Source organism: Lacisediminihabitans profunda (genome assembly GCF_008040105.1).
In the GTDB taxonomy this organism is placed as follows: domain Bacteria; phylum Actinomycetota; class Actinomycetes; order Actinomycetales; family Microbacteriaceae; genus Lacisediminihabitans; species Lacisediminihabitans profunda.
Genome location: NZ_VRMG01000007.1, coordinates 95,576 through 111,577, shown reverse-complemented (window position 1 = coordinate 111,577; position 16,002 = coordinate 95,576). Strand labels below are relative to the sequence as shown.

The 16,002-nt window shown below is 70.3% G+C and carries 18 protein-coding genes; 6 read left to right on the top strand and 12 right to left on the bottom strand.

The features are described from left to right. A complete protein-coding gene (locus tag FVP33_RS09975; RefSeq protein ID WP_147783518.1) occupies positions 1 to 777 on the bottom strand; it encodes a hypothetical protein in 777 nt (258 codons plus the stop codon). Between the two features lie 223 nt (positions 778 to 1,000). On the opposite strand from FVP33_RS09975, the gene FVP33_RS09970 reads away from it, so the two are divergent. Both FVP33_RS09970 and FVP33_RS09965 read left to right on the top strand, forming a co-directional pair. After that, complete coding sequence (locus FVP33_RS09970; RefSeq protein ID WP_147783517.1) at positions 1,001 to 1,228, top strand: hypothetical protein; 228 nt, start codon at positions 1,001 to 1,003, stop codon at positions 1,226 to 1,228. Further along, complete coding sequence (locus tag FVP33_RS09965) at positions 1,225 to 1,692, top strand: hypothetical protein (RefSeq protein ID WP_147783516.1); 468 nt, start codon at positions 1,225 to 1,227, stop codon at positions 1,690 to 1,692. Before FVP33_RS09970 ends, FVP33_RS09965 begins: the two co-directional genes overlap by 4 nt. Here FVP33_RS09965 and FVP33_RS09960 read toward each other — a convergent pair. From FVP33_RS09960 to FVP33_RS19510, 4 genes are all read right to left on the bottom strand, one after another. Next, entirely contained in the window at positions 1,689 to 2,243 is a 555-nt protein-coding gene (locus FVP33_RS09960) for a hypothetical protein (RefSeq protein WP_147783515.1), read from the bottom strand. The genes FVP33_RS09965 and FVP33_RS09960 overlap by 4 nt on opposite strands. A gap of 58 nt (positions 2,244 to 2,301) precedes the next feature. Beyond that, the gene (locus FVP33_RS09955) at positions 2,302 to 3,078 is read right to left on the bottom strand and encodes a DNA-formamidopyrimidine glycosylase family protein (protein WP_147783514.1); all 777 of its coding nucleotides are present in this window, start codon (positions 3,076 to 3,078) and stop codon (positions 2,302 to 2,304) included. Continuing rightward, on the bottom strand, positions 3,071 to 7,675 hold the full coding sequence (locus FVP33_RS09950) for an ATP-dependent helicase (RefSeq protein WP_147783513.1): 4,605 nt from the start codon (positions 7,673 to 7,675) through the stop codon (positions 3,071 to 3,073). The genes FVP33_RS09955 and FVP33_RS09950 overlap by 8 nt, the downstream gene beginning before the upstream one ends. A 74-nt stretch (positions 7,676 to 7,749) precedes the next feature. Further along, positions 7,750 to 7,926, bottom strand: coding sequence for a hypothetical protein (locus tag FVP33_RS19510; protein ID WP_187270658.1), 177 nt, complete (start codon positions 7,924 to 7,926; stop codon positions 7,750 to 7,752). 61 nt (positions 7,927 to 7,987) lie between these two features. Between FVP33_RS19510 and FVP33_RS09945 the strand changes: the two genes are divergently transcribed. After that, positions 7,988 to 8,527 (top strand): NUDIX hydrolase family protein, encoded by a 540-nt coding sequence (locus FVP33_RS09945; protein ID WP_147783512.1) that lies wholly within the window; start codon positions 7,988 to 7,990, stop codon positions 8,525 to 8,527. Positions 8,528 to 9,279: 752 nt separating this feature from the next. On the opposite strand, the gene FVP33_RS09940 is transcribed toward FVP33_RS09945, so the two are convergent. The 4 genes from FVP33_RS09940 to FVP33_RS09925 form a co-directional block, all read right to left on the bottom strand. After that, entirely contained in the window at positions 9,280 to 10,797 is a 1,518-nt protein-coding gene (locus FVP33_RS09940; RefSeq protein WP_147783511.1) for a DEAD/DEAH box helicase, read from the bottom strand. Between the two features lie 248 nt (positions 10,798 to 11,045). Then, positions 11,046 to 11,660: a DUF1684 domain-containing protein gene (locus tag FVP33_RS09935; RefSeq protein ID WP_147783510.1), complete on the bottom strand. Its 615-nt coding sequence runs from the start codon at positions 11,658 to 11,660 to the stop codon at positions 11,046 to 11,048. Next, positions 11,657 to 12,493 carry an SDR family NAD(P)-dependent oxidoreductase gene (locus FVP33_RS09930; RefSeq protein ID WP_147783509.1) on the bottom strand — a complete coding sequence of 279 codons (837 nt, stop codon included), beginning with the start codon at positions 12,491 to 12,493 and terminating at the stop codon, positions 11,657 to 11,659. The genes FVP33_RS09935 and FVP33_RS09930 overlap by 4 nt, the downstream gene beginning before the upstream one ends. Positions 12,494 to 12,554: 61 nt before the next feature. After that, positions 12,555 to 13,022, bottom strand: coding sequence for a hypothetical protein (locus tag FVP33_RS09925; protein ID WP_147783508.1), 468 nt, complete (start codon positions 13,020 to 13,022; stop codon positions 12,555 to 12,557). 105 nt (positions 13,023 to 13,127) lie between these two features. Here FVP33_RS09925 and FVP33_RS09920 point away from each other — a divergent pair, with 105 nt between their 5' ends. Both FVP33_RS09920 and FVP33_RS09915 read left to right on the top strand, forming a co-directional pair. Then, a complete protein-coding gene (locus tag FVP33_RS09920; protein ID WP_147783507.1) occupies positions 13,128 to 13,430 on the top strand; it encodes a DUF427 domain-containing protein in 303 nt (100 codons plus the stop codon). 129 nt (positions 13,431 to 13,559) lie between these two features. Continuing rightward, positions 13,560 to 13,820, top strand: coding sequence for a hypothetical protein (locus FVP33_RS09915; protein ID WP_147783506.1), 261 nt, complete (start codon positions 13,560 to 13,562; stop codon positions 13,818 to 13,820). Here FVP33_RS09915 and FVP33_RS09910 read toward each other — a convergent pair. Continuing rightward, entirely contained in the window at positions 13,811 to 14,401 is a 591-nt protein-coding gene (locus FVP33_RS09910) for a CGNR zinc finger domain-containing protein (protein ID WP_147783505.1), read from the bottom strand. The genes FVP33_RS09915 and FVP33_RS09910 overlap by 10 nt on opposite strands. A gap of 173 nt (positions 14,402 to 14,574) precedes the next feature. Here FVP33_RS09910 and FVP33_RS09900 point away from each other — a divergent pair, with 173 nt between their 5' ends. Next, the gene (locus FVP33_RS09900) at positions 14,575 to 15,009 is read left to right on the top strand and encodes an SRPBCC family protein (RefSeq protein WP_147783503.1); all 435 of its coding nucleotides are present in this window, start codon (positions 14,575 to 14,577) and stop codon (positions 15,007 to 15,009) included. 10 nt (positions 15,010 to 15,019) lie between these two features. Here FVP33_RS09900 and FVP33_RS09895 read toward each other — a convergent pair whose 3' ends face one another. Next, positions 15,020 to 15,493 (bottom strand): SprT-like domain-containing protein, encoded by a 474-nt coding sequence (locus FVP33_RS09895; protein WP_147783502.1) that lies wholly within the window; start codon positions 15,491 to 15,493, stop codon positions 15,020 to 15,022. Next, a complete protein-coding gene (locus tag FVP33_RS09890) occupies positions 15,486 to 15,998 on the bottom strand; it encodes a hypothetical protein (protein ID WP_147783501.1) in 513 nt (170 codons plus the stop codon). The genes FVP33_RS09895 and FVP33_RS09890 overlap by 8 nt, the downstream gene beginning before the upstream one ends. Positions 15,999 to 16,002: the final 4 nt, after the last annotated feature.

Genomic DNA, 16,002 nt, shown 5'->3' with positions numbered 1-16,002 from the left:
CTAGGCCTCGGGATCGACCGGGTGATCGTCTGGCCGGCCGCGGGACGCGAGTGAGGCCGAGCGCTCGGCGAGACGGCGCTGCACATCGGCCTGGGCATCCGCGATCACCTGGGGGTCGAGGTACGGGTTCTCGTGCAGGTTCGTGCCGTGGTGCTTCTCGATGTAGGCATCGAGCTCGGGTCCGGATTCCCAGGACGTGATGAGGCAGTAGCGGGGCGCGGGGCCCTTGTGCCAGACGGCGTGCCAGAAGCGTTGGGTGTCCACGATGATCTGGGCGCCCGCCGGAAGCGGGATGCGGATCTCGGATGACGGGTTGAAGCGGTCTTCGCGCAGCGTCAGGAACGACTCGGCGTCATCCGTGAGGTTGAAGAAGCCGCGCACGATCCAGCCGCTGCCGTCCGGGTTGAGCCGGTTGTTGTCGTCCTGGTGCAGGTTGTAGAGAGTGTTGGCATAGTCGTTGGGCTGCAGCTCGATCACGCGGCATCGGCCCACGTTCGCGCCGGGCTCCATGGCTCGCTGCACGAGGTGCGGCGCCTTGGCGACCTGGGAGTCGATCCACACGCCGTCCTTGTCGGTGCGGGGCGGGGTGTGGTTCCAGAATCCGTTCACCTCGATCTCGCCGAAGGCGCTGGCGAGAGGGGCGAACCGCGTGTCGCCGGATGACTTCCACTCCACGTACTCGAGGTCGAGCCACTCCTGGGGGTCGGCGCCCTGGTCGTAGCGGTCCAGGATCACGAAGCCCTTCTCTTCGAGCAGGGCGGATTTGACGTAGCTCATGTGAGCCCTTTCAGGTAAGAGAACTAGCACGTTTTAACTAGCCCAACTTAGGCAACCCTAACAGCACGGTTCCGCGATTCTCGTGGGGATTCCGAGGCGGTCGGGGTTTCGAATTCGGCGCGCTGGGCACCTCGAGCGACCCTAGGCTGCGCCGCTCGAGGGCGCCGGGTCGAAGGTCCCGTGGCGGCCTGACAAAGTCTCGTGCGGACAATAGGATCAGCCCATGAGCAGACAACAGGGCCTCGGCGTCTACCGGTTCTTCTTCGCGGCCCTCGGCCTTGCCGGCCTCCTCGCCCAGTACCTCTACTACACGGTCGAGTCGAACATCATCGCCGTGGTCTCGCTCGCGGTTTCCGGCGCCTACTTCCTCTTCGCGTGGCTCCAGTCCTGGACCACGTCGCTTCGCATCCGGTTCGAGACCTCGAGCGACGTCGCGGCGGAGAGCCCATGACCGGCGCGTCGAGGGATGAGCCGGGCTTCGATCCGCGATTCGACCCGGCGTTCCAGCCCGGCTACGACCCGACGCTGCACGGGCGCGAGCAGAGGCCTCCCGTGGAGTCGAACGTCGACCGGAGCGTTCGGACCGCGCCGCTCGTCGAGCCCGGGCAGCCGATCGCCGTCGAGGAGGAGTCGGCCGCCGCCGCAGAGCCCGAGACCACCTCTCGTCGGCCGAATGTGTTTGTCGTCGCCCTCTGGGCGCTCAGCGCGGTCTTCATCGGTACCGGTCTCTACCTGCTGCGCTTCATCAGCGACCGCCTGGACAGCCTCAACACGTCCGGCGGCGGGGGCAGCTCCGACTACTACCTGCTGCAGGCGTACACCATGGCTGCGCCGATGCTCATCGTCCTCGGTCTCGCCACGGCGACGGGCACGCTGTTCCTCTTTGCGGCGCGGTCGCAGCGCGGCGGACGCTAGCCTTCGGGATCGGCCCTCGGCGGTTCGGGGCGGGGGAAGAGCGGTTCGAGGGGCACCGGAGTCGACTGCGCACGGGCCGACGCGAACGCGCGGCGCAGCACCGTGAATGCGCCGAGCAGTCCGAAGAGGAGCGCGAGCCCGAGGCTCGGCAGCTCGGACTTGAGCAGTTCGCCGAACACTGAGTTGAAGGAAGGCCAGAAGCCGGGGTCCGTGAGAGCCTGGATCGGGTTCAGGCGGGTCTGTTCGACCACCGCCCGAACCCAGTCGGAGACGAGGCCGAAGTAGAAGCTCAGCAGGAGCGTCGCGAGAACGACCCCGGAGATGACGAGGGCGCCGGTGAAGCTGACCCGTCCGCCGGAACCCTTGCGGTAGAGCCAGGCGGCCGCGGCCGCGACGACGAAGGCGACGATCGCCGAGACGACACCGAGGTTCCAGATCACGACCCAGAGGATCACCCCGACGGGCACGGCGAGCAGGGCGAAGATGGTGCCCCGCACGACGTTCTCCAGCACGGCCGGTTGTGTCGATTCGGGCAGGGCAGGCGTGGTCACAGAAATTTCCCCCAAGACTTTGTGTGATCCACACCATAGCCCTCCGGCGGAGGGAATATCAGCTTTGGCACCGGGGACACCAATAGGCGTCCCGTAGCTCCAGCGCCGTGTCGCCCAGTTCACCGTGTTCGATGCGGGTTCCGCAGCGCAGACACGGCCTGCCCTCCCGGCGGTAGACCCAGGCGGTCTCTCCACGCAGCGAGCCGGTCGTCGTGCGTTGCACCCGGTCCTTGTTGGCGTCGATGAGCCGATGGGCGAGCTCCACGAGTCGCTCCGGCTGGTCGACGCCACCGACCGGACGGGTGGGCAGGATGCCGCGCAGAAAACAGAGCTCGTTGCGGTAGACATTGCCCAGGCCGGCCATCACCCGCTGGTCGAGCAGCGCAAGACCGACCGCGCGGCCCGGGTCGGCGGTGAGGCGAAGCAGGGCCTCGCCCTGATCCCAATCCGGCCCGAGCAGATCCGGTCCGAGGTACCCGACAACGCTCGACTCGTCGTCCCGCGCCACGACGTCGAGCACGCCGAACTCGAAGCCGACGGCGACCCAGTCGTCGGTGCCGAGGATCGCGCGCGCCTGCCACGCCGGGCGACGCCACTTCGAGCCGTGCCGGTAGAGGTGCCAGGACCCCTCCATCTTGAGGTGGCTGTGGATGCTGTGCTCGCCGACGCGGATCAGCAGGTGCTTGCCACGGCTGGCCACGCCCTCCACGGTGTCGCCGGTGAGATCCATCGTCGCGAACGCGGGCACCCGGATCTCGCACCGGGTGAGCGTGTCTCCGCGCAGTGCGGCGTCGAGGTTCTTCGCCGTGCGGTAGACGGTGTCGCCCTCAGGCACGCAGCCGCAGTCCCTGCGGTGTGGCGCTGAACCCGGCGGCGGTGAGCGCCACGCCGACCGGGGTTCCGATCACGAAACTGCCGTCGACTCGCTCCACCTTGAGTCGACCACGCGAGCGCAGCACGGTGCGCGCCAACGACTCGGCGGCGGCGGCGATGGCCGGCTCCGATACCCCGAAGGTGAGCATGGTCTTGCCGCCGCGCTCCACGTAGAGGGCGAGTTCGCCATCCACGAGCACGACGAGGGCGCCGGCCTTGCGCCCGGGCCGGTGTCCGCGCCGGTCGTCGTCGGACGGGGGGCTCGCGGGCCAGGGCAGGGCGGCGCCGTAGGCGTTCGCCGGGTCGGTCGCGGCGAGCGTCAGCGCGGCGAGCGGGCGGTCCGGGTCCGGTTCGCGGGAGAACGCGCGCAGCCGGTCGACCGTGGCCCCGGTCGCGAACTGCGCGGCGCCGAGACCCTCCACGAAGTAGCCACGGCGGGCACGACCGGTCTGCTCGAATCCGCTGAGCACGCGATAGGCGAGCGCGAAGCCGCCCCGCAGACCCTCGCTCACGACCGATCCCCTGGTGACGACGCCGTACCGTTCGAGCAGCTGCTCCGCGGTCGCGACCCCGCGCACCGTCGCGTCCGGCTCGGCGAGGGGCAGGAGCGACCAGCGCCCCGCCGCGCTCGGCGGCCCGGCCTGGCTCGGCAGCGCAGCCCGCGCCCGCCCGCGATAGGCGCGGGACCGCGGCACCGCCCTCGGCCGGGTGGTCGTCGCTCCGAGGTAGGCGCGCAGCGGTGCAAGCGTGTCGTTGGTCACGAGCCCGGACCAGACGAGATCCCAGAGCGCGGCGACGAGTTCGCCGTCGTCGGTGCTCCCGACCGCATTGGACAACTGCCGGAAGAAGTAGGCTCCGCCGCCCGCGAGATTCGCGAGGATGCTGCGCTGGAGTTCGGTGGTCTCGGCACCGGTCGGTTCCGGCAGGGTGAGCGCCGCCGTCTCGGCGAGGTGCAGGCTCATCCAGCCGTCGTTGCCGGCCAGCGCCCCGCCGCCCGACCAGATCACCTCGCCGCTCGCGGTCAGCTCGTCGAGCATCACGGGGGAGTAGCCCTGCACGCGGGACGGAAGCACGAGCGTCTCCCAGGCGGATGCCGGCAGAGCGACCCCGGCGAGCTGGTCGATGACCGTGGCGAGGCCGTCGACTCCGCGCAGCGGCTCGTCGACGTGCTGCCAGGCGGGCAGGAACCGGGCGAGGGTCGCCGCATCCACCGGCTCCACCTCGTGCCGGAGCGCGGCGAGGGATCGGCTGCGCAGGCGGCGCAGTACCTCCACGTCGCACCACTCGATCCCGGTGCTGCCCGGGCGGAACTCGCCCTCCACGACCCGCCGCTGGGCGGCGAGCCGACGCAGGGCGTCCTGCACCACCGCCGTGCCGAGGCCGAATCGTTCGGCCACCGCGGCGACGGTGAACGGCGCGTGGGTGCGGGCGAAACGGCTCACCAGATCGCCGAGCGGGTCCTCCACCGGTTCGACGAAGGGGGTGGGGATGCCGATCGGCAGCGGGGTGCCGAGGGCGTCCCGCAGCCGAGCGGCGTCTTCGATGATCGCCCAGCGCTCGCCGCCGGCCCGCCAGATCCGGTTGGCCCGTTCGAGCTCGCGCAGTCCGGCGTCGAGGGTCCCCCCGGCGACGACGTCTGCCGCCGGCTCCAGTCTCTCCACGATCTCCGGCAGCGAGAGCGGCCCGAGCAGGCGAAGCAGGTCGACGACCCCCTCCAGCCCGCGGGCTCGGCGGTCCGGCGCAAGGCGCTGCAGCTCGAGTTCGGTCTGTTCGATCACCGCCGGATCGAGCAGTTCGCGCAACTCGGCGCGGCCGAGCAGCTCGGCGAGCAGGGTCGGGTCGAGCGAGAGCGCCGCGGCGCGGCGCTCGGCCAGCGGCAAGTCGCCCTCGTACATGAACGCGGCGACATAGCCGAACAGCAGGGAGCGGGCGAAGGGACTCGCCTGCTCGGTCTGGGTCTCCACGATGCGGATGCGGCGGTTCTCGATCTCTTCGGCCAGCGCCGTGAGGGCCGGCAGGTCGTAGACGTCCTGCAGAACCTCCCGCACCGCCTCGAGCACGATCGGGAAGCTCGGGTACTTGCGGGCGACATCCAGCAGCTGCGACGCCCGCTGGCGTTGCTGCCAGAGGGGTGAACGGCGGCCCGGATTGTAGCGCGGCAGCAGCAGCGCCCGCGCCGCGCACTCCCGGAAACGCGACGCGAACAGGGCGGAACCGCCCACCTCCTCGGTGACGATGTCGCGCAGTTCGGCCGGGTCGAAGACGAAGAGGTCCGCGCCCGGCGGCTCGCTCTCGGTGTCCGGGATGCGCAGGATGACACCGTCGTCGCTTGCGATCGCGGCGCCGTCGAGCCCGAACCGCTCCCGGATGCGGGCGCCCACGGCGAGCGCCCAGGGCGCGTGCACCTGCATGCCGTACGGGGAATGAAGCACCACCCGCCAGTCGCCGAGCTCATCGCGGAAGCGCTCGACCACGAGCGTACGATCGGTGGGCACGTGGCCGGTGGCCGTGCGCTGGTCGTCGATGAAGGCCACCAGGTTGTTGACCGCCCGCGGGTCGAGACCGCCGGTGAGGGCGCGTGCCCTGGCCACTTCATCCGTCGCGGACGAGATCTCCCGGGTGAACTCGCCGATGGCCCTGCCGAGTTCGGCCGGTCGCCCGATTCCATCGCCCTTCCAGAACGGCACCTTGCCGGGCTGCCCGAAGGCGGGGGAGACGATCACCCGATCGTGGGTGATGTCCTCGATGCGCCAGCTCGTGGCCCCGAGCGCGAAGACGTCGCCGACGCGCGACTCGTAGACCATCTCCTCGTCGAGCTCGCCCACCCGTTTGGACTCGGTGCCCGACCCCCGCGCCGCGCCGTCGGGCGCCGACCCGACCATGAACACGCCGAAGAGGCCGCGGTCGGGGATCGTGCCGCCCGAGGTCACGGCGAGACGCTGTGCGCCCGGTCGCCCGGTGAGTCGGCCGCCCACCCGGTCCCAGACGATGCGCGGCCGCAGCTCGGCGAACTCGTCCGACGGGTAGAGCCCGCTCAGGAGGTCGAGCGTCGCGTCGTAGGCCGAGCGGGGAAGAGTCGCGAACGGCGCGCTGCGCCGCACGGTCTCGAACCAGTCGTCGACGTCGATCGAGTCGAGCGCCACCGCGGCAACGGTCTGCTGGGCGAGCACGTCGAGGGGGTTCTGCGGGATCCGCATCGCCTCGATCAGCCCCGCGGACATCCGTTCGCTCGCCACGGCGGAGTGGATGAGGTCGGCGCGATGCTTGGGGAAGATGATTCCCCGCGACACCTCTCCCACCTGGTGGCCGGCCCGTCCCACCCGCTGCAGGCCGCTCGCCACGGACGGCGGAGACTCGACCTGGATCACCAGGTCGACCGCGCCCATGTCGATGCCGAGCTCGAGCGAGCTGGTGGCCACGACGCAGCGCAGCCGACCGGACTTCAGGTCGTCCTCGATGAGGGCCCGCTGGTCCTTGGACACCGAGCCGTGGTGGGCGCGGGCGAGCAACGGGGCGGCCCCCGAGGTCTGGCCGGCCTGAGCCATCAGCTGGGCCGGCGGAGGAACGGGCGCGTGTGCCCCCGGCGCCACGCCGCCTGCCGCCACGAGTTGCCGGGTGTCCGCCTCGGCGAGCCGGTCGGCATAGATCTCGTTGAGTCGCGCCGTGAGCCGTTCGGCGAGCCGACGGGAGTTGGCGAAGACGATGGTGGACCGGTGCTCGAGGATGCGGTCGACGATCTGCTCCTCCACGTGCGGCCAGATCGAGCCCTGGGTCGTCGTCGCCCGCGCCGCGGAGCCCTCGGACACCGCGGAGGTGCCGAGCTCGGTCATGTCCTCCACCGGCACGACCACGGTGAGGTCGAACTTCTTCGTCGACTTCGGGGAGACGATCGTCACCGGTGCGTCGCCGGAGAGAAAACGCGCCACCTCCTCCTTCGGCCGCACGGTGGCCGAGAGGCCGATCCGCTGGGCCGGCCGGTCGAGCAGCAGGTCGAGCCGTTCGAGCGAGAGGGCCAGGTGGGCGCCGCGCTTGGTCGACGCGACCGCGTGCACCTCGTCCACGATCACCGTCGTCACGCCACGCAGGGTGTCCCGCGCCGACGCCGTGAGCATGAGGTAGAGCGACTCCGGGGTGGTGATCAGGATGTCCGGCGGGCGACGCTGCAACAGCCGCCGGTCAGAGGAGGTGGTGTCACCCGAACGCACGCCGACGGTCACCTCGGGGGGCGTCATCCCGAGCCGTTTCGCGGTCTGCACGACGCCGACCAGCGGGGAACGCAGGTTGCGTTCCACGTCCACCGCGAGGGCCTTGAGCGGGGAGATGTAGAGCACGCGGGTGCGGTGGTTCGGGTCGTCGGGGGCCGGCGTGGTTGCGAGGCGGTCGATGGCCCAGAGGAACGCGGCGAGCGTCTTGCCCGAGCCGGTCGGCGCGACGACGAGCGTGTTCGAGCCGCCGGTGATGGCCTCCCAGGCGCCGAGCTGGGCCGGGGTCGGCGCGCTGAAGGCGCCGGCGAACCACTCGCGGGTGGCCGGCGAGAAACGCTCGAGCACGGTGCTCATCCGTCTATCCTGCCCCGGCGGGCCGACATTTCCGCCGCACTTCGCTGACAGCGTCCCTCCCGTCCGGCCGCCGATTACAGCGGACGGTTCTGGCGCTGCACCCACTCGTAGTGGTCCCGCATCCCGCGCCGCACCCCGGCCCGGATCACGAGGTAGCTGATGAAGATGCCGAGCGCGATAACCAGCGCGTAGACGACGACGCCGATGATGATGGCAGCGATGCCGAGGCCCTGAAATTGTGAGTAATCCATGGCTGATCGTGGCACAGGTCGCCGGTGCGCGTCACGTGCTGGCTTTAAGTGAGAATGGAGCATGAGCTCCGTAGGCACGCCCGATCCGAACTCCGGCTGGTTGTCCGATGAGGAGCTCGCCGAGACCCGGCGGCGCCTGCCCCTGCTCTACGTGGAGGCCGTGCCGGTGCGCGTGGATGGTGTCGGCCAGGTCACCGAGGTCGGCATCCTGCTTCGCGCCAATTCGGCCGGTGCGATCACCCGCACCCTCGTCTCCGGACGCGTGATGTATGGAGAGAGGCTGCGCACCGCGTTGTTCCGGCACCTCGAGAAGGATCTCGGCCCGATGGCCTTCCCCCTGCTGCCGGCGAGCCCGGTGCCGTTCTCGGTCGCGGAGTACTTTCCGTTCCCCGGCTCCCAGTTCACCGACTACCGCCAGCACGCCGTCTCCCTCGCCTACGTGGTGCCGGTGACCGGCACCTGCGACCCGCGCCAGGACGCCCTCGAACTCACCTGGATGACGCCCTCCGAGGCCGCGTCGGACACCGTCTCCGCCGAGATGGAGGGCGGCCGCGGCTCCCTCGTGCGGGCGGCACTAGCGTCGCTCGGCGCCCTCTACTAGCGCGAGTCATCGGCGTACTAGCGCGGGCCACTCGGCGCCGCCGCCCAGCGCCCCGCCGCCCCTCCATCCACCGTGCCCTCCGTGCCTCCGTGCCTCCGTGCCTGCGTGCCTGTGTGCCTGTGTGCCTGCGTGCCTGCGTGCATAACTCCTGCAAATCGCCCACCTCTGTCCCGAGCCTGCCCGATTCGGGCGTCTCGGCGTCGACGTGCAGGAGTTATGCACACGGGCATGGCGCAGAAAAGCCCCCAGGCCCGAGCGGGGGTACGAAAAGGGCCGCCCGCACGAGTGCGATGGCCCTTTTCTTAGTGCTGCTGGTTAGCGTCTTCGCGCCGCGCCGTGCCCGCCGCGCCGCGCCGCGCCGGCCGTGCCCGCCGCGCCGGCACCCCGTGCCAGCGTGCATAACTCCTGCAAATCGCCCACCTCTGTCCCGAGACTGCCCCGATTCGGGCGTCTCGGCCTCGACATGCAGGAGTTATGCATGCTGCCGCCGCGCGGCATGACACGGCGCGGCGGCACCAGGGCGCGGCGGCACCGCGCGGCGATAGAGCACCGCGCGGCGATAGAGCACGGCGCGGCGGCCACGCATGGCTCCGCGTGGCCCGGCGTGCATAACTCCGGCAATCTGCCGCTCCGGACGCCAGAACGGCGGGTATTCGACCCCTGGCCGGAGTATTGCCGGAGTTATGCACGCGGCGGGGGTACGAAAAGGGCCCCCGCACGAGTGCGAGGGCCCTTCTTTCGAGTGCTGCTGGCTAGCGGCCGCCGCCACCGCTGCGACGACGTCCGCCGCCACCGCCCTGCGACATCCCGACGAGTCCGCCGCCGGAACCGGCGCGGCCAGCGCCCGCTCCGCTGCCGCCGGAGCGGGGCGCGCTGGACGGCGCGTCACCGCTGCCGGTGCTGTAGAAGTTGCGCGAGCCGCCCGTGGCGCGGTCGGAGCGCGGGGCTGCCGATGATCCGTCCCGGTTGGCACGCTTGCGCTGGGCGTTCGCGCCCTGCGAGCGGCCCTGGCCCTGCGAGCGTCCACCCTGCGACTGGCGCGGCTGGCCCTGCGGCTGCACGGCAGCACGCGGGGCGGGCTTGACCCAGGCCGCCACGTCGCCCACGAGGGCGGCGACTGCCGCCGAATCGGCGGTGACGTGCTGCGGGGTCACGGTGATCTCGGCCTTGCGAAGCAGGGCGGCGGTGTCCTTGCGCTGGGTGGGCAGCACGATCGTGACGACCTCGCCCTCCTTGCCGGCGCGCGCGGTGCGGCCGGAGCGGTGCAGGTACGCCTTGTGCTCGGCCGGCGGGTCGACGTGGATCACGAGCTCGATGTCGTCCACGTGCACGCCGCGCGCGGCGACATCCGTGGCCACGAGCACGCGAGAGGTGCCGGCGGAGAAGGCGGCGAGGTTGCGGTCGCGCTGCACCTGCGAGAGGTTGCCGTGCAGGTCGACGGCCGGGATGCCGGCATCGGTCAGCTGCTTGGCCAGCTTCTTGGCGTGGTGCTTGGTGCGCATGAAGAGGATGCGGCGGCCGGTACCCGAGGCGAGCTTCTCGATGAGCAGGCGCTTGGCCTCCACCGAGTCGACCTCGAACACGTGATGGGTCATCGCGGAGACGTGGGAGGTGGCCTCGTCCACGGAGTGCAGCACCTCGTTGTGGAGGTACTTCTTCACGAGGCGGTCGACGCCGTTGTCCAGCGTGGCGCTGAACAGCATCCGCTGCCCGCTGTTCGGGGTCTTGTCCATGATGCGCGTGACGACCGGCAGGAAGCCGAGGTCGGCCATGTGGTCCGCCTCGTCGAGCACGGTGATCTCGATCGCGTCGAGCGACACGAACCCCTGCTTCATGAGGTCTTCCAGGCGACCGGGGCAGGCCACGACGATGTCGATGCCACCCTTGAGCGCCGCGACCTGGCGCTGCTGCGAGACGCCGCCGAAGATCGTGGTGAGCTTGAGGCCGTACGCCGAGGCGAGCGGCTCCATGGCCGTGGTGATCTGGGTGGCGAGTTCGCGGGTCGGCGCCAGGATGAGGCCGAGCGGACGGCCCGGGCGGCGCTGGCCGCCGGCGAGCTTTCCGCCGAGGCGGGCGATCATCGGCAGGGCGAAGGCGAGGGTCTTGCCCGAGCCGGTCTTGCCGCGGCCGAGCACGTCGCGACCGGCGAGCGTGTCGGGGAGGGTGTCGACCTGGATGGGGAACGGGGACTCGATTCCGGCCGCCGCGAGCTTCGCGACGAGCGGCTGCGGCACGCCGAGCGCGCCGAAGGAGGTGATGGTTTCAGACATGATGATGGTGTGGTGCCTTTCGGGCATCGGTGCACACCGGGATTCCGTCGTGTCGATTGACACGGGGAATCGGTGTGAATGGCGAAGGTGGCGATGGCCACATCCGTTCGCCGGAGAAGTATCTACGAGTCCGCCGAGGCGGACGAGAAGAGGGAGCGTTCAACGACGCAGGGAAACCGTCATGGTTTCACAGGTAACTCCAGCATAGCACCCACGCGATTTCGGGCCTCCAAGGCGCCGTCGCGAGGCTAATACTTGCCGCTGTAGCGCTCGCCGGCCGGGATCTCCACGGACACGCGGTTGCCGGCCTGGGCCAGCGGGCAGGCCCACTCCGGGTCGTAGGCGCAGCTCGGGTTGTAGGCGAAGTTGAAGTCGAGCACGAGCGAGTCCGGGGTGCCGCCGCGACCGAGGTCCGCTCCCTTGATCGTGTCGATGAGGTAGCGGCCGCCGCCGTAGGTTCCGCCGGCCGTGCCCGCGAGGGCGTCCTTCACCGGCAGGAAGATCCCGCCGCCGTAGCTGCCGAGCTTCCAGACGTCGAGGGGTCCGACGCCCGGCACGTCGGCGATGCCGATGAGGTCGAACGGCACGATGCCGTCGGTTCCCGTCTCGAAGTCCATGTGCTTGGGCTCCGCCGGGCGCACCTCCACCTCGAACCGCCAGGCCGGGTCGTACGGGGTCACCGGAAGACCCGTGAATTCGGCGAGGTCTTCCGGCAGCAGCGGGGAGGCCGGATGCTCGGCGAACATCCGGTCGCGCTCCCGGCGCCACAGGTCGTGGGCGGCGAACAGGTCGGTGGAGGCACGCACCTCGGCGTAGAGCGCGAAGATCCGTCGGCGCCAGTCGGCGATGTCGAAGGGGGTCACGACACCCAGCCGATCGTCTCGGTGAACACGGCCGAGCCGTCGAGGTCGGCGAGCTTGCGGGCGACGAACGCGCGCGCCGCATCCGAGGTCTGGATGCGTACGGCCGGAGTCTCGGCCAACAGAAGCTCCACGATGGCGGCCGCGGCACCGGCGGGTGTCTGGGCGGCTGCCGGGGAGAAGGCGGCGGTCGTGCGCGCGATGTAGCCGGCCAGGGCCGGACCGTAGGCCCCCGCCGCGGCGACCATCGCCGGCACGTCCGCACCGACGTTGGCGACGAAGTCGCTGCTCACGGCGCCCGGCTCCACGAGGCTCACCCGCACGCCGACGGTCGCGGCAACGGGGGCGAGCGCCTCCATGAACCCCTCGACGGCGAACTTGGCGGCGCAGTATGCCTCGTTGAACGGCTGCCCGACGATGCCGCCGACGCTGCTCACCGTGAGCACGCGCCCCTTCGACGCGCGCAGGTGGGGCATCGCTGCCCGGGTCGTGGCGACGACGCCGAAGAAGTTGACCTCCATCACGTCCCGCACGGCGTCGAGGCCCTCCTGCTCGATGGTGCCGAGATGACCGGATCCGGCGTTGTTGATCAGGGCGTCGATCGCCCCGTGCGCGGCGACCGTCGCCTCGATACAGGCGGCGATCGAGGCGGCATCCGTCACATCCAGCTGGCGGATGTCGACGGTCACGCCCGCATCGGACGCCGCGGAACGCAGCGCGTCGGCCTTGCCGAGGTCGCGCATCGTCGCGACCACCGTGTGGCCGGCCGCGGCGGCCTGGACGGCAACCTGCAGGCCGATGCCCGTGGACGTTCCCGTGATGAGTGTGATTGTCATCCCCGGAGAATATCCCCGCGCGATGGACGGCGCGACCCCGCGGTATTCGGGTCCAGCGCTCTCACCTCCAGGTGGGGGCGAATCGGCGCAGGCCGAAGGCACGCCACTGCCAGAACGCCCAGTACGCGACCCACAGCAGCGGGGTGACCGGGCCGGCGCTGAAGACGAGTTGGTCGCGGTACAGGGTTCGGCCGTCGGCGGTCGGGGCGATCGCGATGGAATGCTGCCACGAGGTGACGAGGGCGAGCGGTCCGCTGAGGCCGCGGCCGGTATCGCGCATCATCCGAACCCCGTCCTCGCGTTCCGGAAACGAGATCCCGATGATCTGCTCGCCGATCGGCAGGAGCCCGAACGCCTTGACGAGCACCGGGTGGTCACCCGCCTCCCAGGCGTCCGGGAATCCGTCCGCCTCCAGCGACTCGAAGGTGGTGAACGGGGCAGACACGTCGCGCAACACGCGCGGGCTTCTGATGGCCGCCCAGGCGGCATCCGGTGGGCAGTCGAGAACGAGTTTGAGGAGCACTCTCATCGCGGCAGTCTGTCATCGCCCGGGGACATCCAGGGCCACGGGAATGCGGATTCGCCGGCGCGCGTTGTGAACAGTCGGCAAGAGTTCGCACAACTGGAGGACCACATGAAGGCAGTACTGGGAGACATCGTCATCGCCGAAGCGGCCCAGGACGATCTGATCAAGATCGAGGGCAACTGGTATTTTCCGCCGCAGAGCGTGAAGAGCGAGTACCTCGTGGAGAGCGCCACTCCGTACACCTGCCCGTGGAAGGGCGAGTGCCAGTACTTCAGCGTGAAGTCTGGCGACACCGTGCTGCAGGACCGCGCCTGGAGCTACCCGACCCCGTACCCGACCTCGTTCGAGCGCGTCGGCAAGGACTACAGCAGCTACGTGGCGTTCTGGAAAGAAGTACAGGTCACCGAGTAGCCCTCGACCGTCCCTCCCGCCGCGGCGGTTTCGGGATGGGGGAGGGATGCGGTGACAGGGCTCTTGGCGTGTCGCCGTCTCCGGCGTTAGATTATTCGAACAAAGATTCGAAGGTCTGAGGAGGCGACCATGGCATCCACCGTTCAGGAGGTGGCCGTCTGGACCACGCCACGCGGAGTCCCGCAACGCGTGGTCTGGAACGGCACCCGGTATCGCGTCACCGACACCCCGACGCGGCTGGAGCCGGACTATTCCGCCCTCACCCATCCGCCGCCCTCGCTCGACGGCTGGCGTTTCCAGGGGTCCGACGACACGGGCGCTACCCTCGTGTTCGACGTGCGGCTCGACGCCGAGTCCCGCGTCTGGCGGCTGATCCGCGTCTACGAGTAGTCGCCGGCCGCCGCCCGCGCCCGGTGCGCGCGCACCTTCGAGCGGTTGCCGCAGCGCTGCATCGAACACCAGCGGCGATTGTTGGATCTCGACTCGTCGAAGAAGATCAACCCGCAGTCGTCGGCCGCGCACAGCCGAATGCGCTCGTGGACGGCCTCCCCGAACAGTTCGACGGAGTCGCGGGCAATGCTCGACAGCGCCTGTCCGACGCGCACCGAGCTGCGGCCGGCCTGTCGGTTGCCCCCCGCGAGTGCCGGGGGGATGTTGGGCGTGGCCGCGTAGAGATTGACCGTGTCGATGTCGTCGCTGCTCGGCGACCGCCCGTCGCTCACCGAGTGCGCGAGGTTGGCGATGGCGGAGCGGAGGGCGAGCGCGTCGACCAGGTCGCCCTCGGTCGCCGCGGCCGTGACCCGGTCGAACCGGCCGGCGAGCCAGTCGCCGAGGTCGCCGGGCGCCCGGAACTTCTCCCACTCGGGGTTGGCGCCCATCGATCCGGTATACGCGAAGTCGAGACTGAGCGATCCGGAGTCGAACCACCACCGGGTTCCGTCCGTCGAGAGAAACCATTGACCAGTATTCACGTAACCAACATAGTCGGTTACCCCCGCGGGAGCCGGGAGCCGGGAGCCGGGAGCCGAGAGCCGGGAGCCGGGAGCCGGGAGCCGGGAGGCCGCAGGAGGCGCCTAGACACCCTCGCCAGCGAATTCTGCCCGTACCGACGACCGGGGCGCGCAATGTGCGAGAGGCTTGAGGCATGACAGGCGACAAGGGCACGAACTCGACCGGCAAGACGAAGGATGCCGGCTGGGAGGTGGGCGTTCGGGAGACCGTCACCGCACCCCTCGCGGTCGTCTGGGACTACCTGCTCGGTGATGGGCTCGCGGTCTGGCTCGGCGAGACGACGCTCACTCTCGAGAAGGGTGCGCGGTACGAGACGCGGGATGCCGTGGTCGGCGAGGTGCGGTCGTACACGCCGAACGCGAAGATCCGTCTCACCTGGCGCCCCGACGACTGGCCGCACGACACCACGCTGCAGCTGACGGTGCGGGAGGCGGCCACCGGAACCACCATCGGCATCCATCACGAACAGCTGGCCGACCGCGACGAGCGTCGCATGATGCTCGGCCACTGGAAGAACGTGATCTGGCAGCTGACGGCGCCGTTCGTGAAGTCGTCCACCCTGTCCTGAGCGGCGCGGCCTACCCCGCCCGGCGCTGCCGGGCAACCGCCCGCTGCGTCCAGCTGATGGCGTTGGCCGGGTCGAACCGCCGCGAGCACCTGCCGCAGGCGAGCGCCCGGGTGGGCTTGCGGTACCGGTAGTGCAGGTGTCCCGCCGGGCACTCGCCGACCCAGGGCGCGAGTTCGTTGGCGATCTCCCCGTCGTGCAGCCGCTTGCCCTCGTAGCCGAGGTCGGCGGCGACCGCCTTCCAGCGGGGTCCGTGACCGGCACGCGTTCCGGCCATGGCGTGCGCAACCTCGTGCAGCAGCACCTGGTGCACCTCGTCGTCGTCGTACCGCGACGCGAGGTAGCGCGACACCGAGATGGTCTTCGAGGTGTAGTTGCAGAGTCCGGCCCGCGTCTTGGCCGAGTCGAAGGCGAACGACCAGCTCGAGTCGAGATGCAGGGCGATGAGGGCGTTCGCCCAGGTGCGCACCCTGGCCAGATCAGCCATTCTTGAGGCTCCGGCGCATGATCACCTCGACGGCGAAACGAGAGGCCTCGATCTGGTCCCGCGGGGCCTCGGTGCGCTGCCGGATGTCGAGGGCGTGCGCCACGGAGTCCTTGGCCTCTTCGTAGCGGCCCAGCTCGAACAGCACCGTACCCTCGTGCTGCGCGGCCGTCGCCTCGAGCGCATCCCAGCTCTCGATGCGCGAGGAGGCGCGGCAGGATGCCATCTCTGCGAGCGCCCGGTCGAGGTCGCCGCGGTACTGGAACACGATGGCCCGGCGCAGCCTGGCCCGGGTGAGTTGTTCCCGGTCGCCGGTGAAGTGGGCGAGCCGAAAGCACTGCTCGGCGGCCTGGAGCGCCTCGTCGAGCCGGCCCAGCATGCGGTAGAGCTCGGCCTTCTCGCCCAGCGCGGCGGTGCTGCGGCTGTCGCCGAGTTCGCTCAGCCGCGCGAGCGCGGCATTTTCGTCCACGTTCTCGCGGAGGGTCTCTGGGTCAAAGGGGGTGATCATCCCT

What these genes read in the sequence shown, in the direction of transcription:
- FVP33_RS09950 (WP_147783513.1), bottom strand. Translation starts at nt 7,675, where the DNA reads ATGAGCACCGTGCTCGAGCGTTTCTCGCCGGCCACCCGCGAGTGGTTC.
- FVP33_RS09970 (WP_147783517.1), top strand. Translation starts at nt 1,001, where the DNA reads ATGAGCAGACAACAGGGCCTCGGCGTCTACCGGTTCTTCTTCGCGGCC.
- FVP33_RS09890 (WP_147783501.1), bottom strand. Translation starts at nt 15,998, where the DNA reads ATGATCACCCCCTTTGACCCAGAGACCCTCCGCGAGAACGTGGACGAA.
- FVP33_RS09945 (WP_147783512.1), top strand. Translation starts at nt 7,988, where the DNA reads ATGAGCTCCGTAGGCACGCCCGATCCGAACTCCGGCTGGTTGTCCGAT.
- FVP33_RS09895 (WP_147783502.1), bottom strand. Translation starts at nt 15,493, where the DNA reads ATGGCTGATCTGGCCAGGGTGCGCACCTGGGCGAACGCCCTCATCGCC.
- FVP33_RS09920 (WP_147783507.1), top strand. Translation starts at nt 13,128, where the DNA reads ATGAAGGCAGTACTGGGAGACATCGTCATCGCCGAAGCGGCCCAGGAC.
- FVP33_RS09925 (WP_147783508.1), bottom strand. Translation starts at nt 13,022, where the DNA reads ATGAGAGTGCTCCTCAAACTCGTTCTCGACTGCCCACCGGATGCCGCC.
- FVP33_RS09975 (WP_147783518.1), bottom strand. Translation starts at nt 777, where the DNA reads ATGAGCTACGTCAAATCCGCCCTGCTCGAAGAGAAGGGCTTCGTGATC.
- FVP33_RS19510 (WP_187270658.1), bottom strand. Translation starts at nt 7,926, where the DNA reads ATGGATTACTCACAATTTCAGGGCCTCGGCATCGCTGCCATCATCATC.
- FVP33_RS09900 (WP_147783503.1), top strand. Translation starts at nt 14,575, where the DNA reads ATGACAGGCGACAAGGGCACGAACTCGACCGGCAAGACGAAGGATGCC.
- FVP33_RS09965 (WP_147783516.1), top strand. Translation starts at nt 1,225, where the DNA reads ATGACCGGCGCGTCGAGGGATGAGCCGGGCTTCGATCCGCGATTCGAC.
- FVP33_RS09940 (WP_147783511.1), bottom strand. Translation starts at nt 10,797, where the DNA reads ATGTCTGAAACCATCACCTCCTTCGGCGCGCTCGGCGTGCCGCAGCCG.
- FVP33_RS09915 (WP_147783506.1), top strand. Translation starts at nt 13,560, where the DNA reads ATGGCATCCACCGTTCAGGAGGTGGCCGTCTGGACCACGCCACGCGGA.
- FVP33_RS09930 (WP_147783509.1), bottom strand. Translation starts at nt 12,493, where the DNA reads ATGACAATCACACTCATCACGGGAACGTCCACGGGCATCGGCCTGCAG.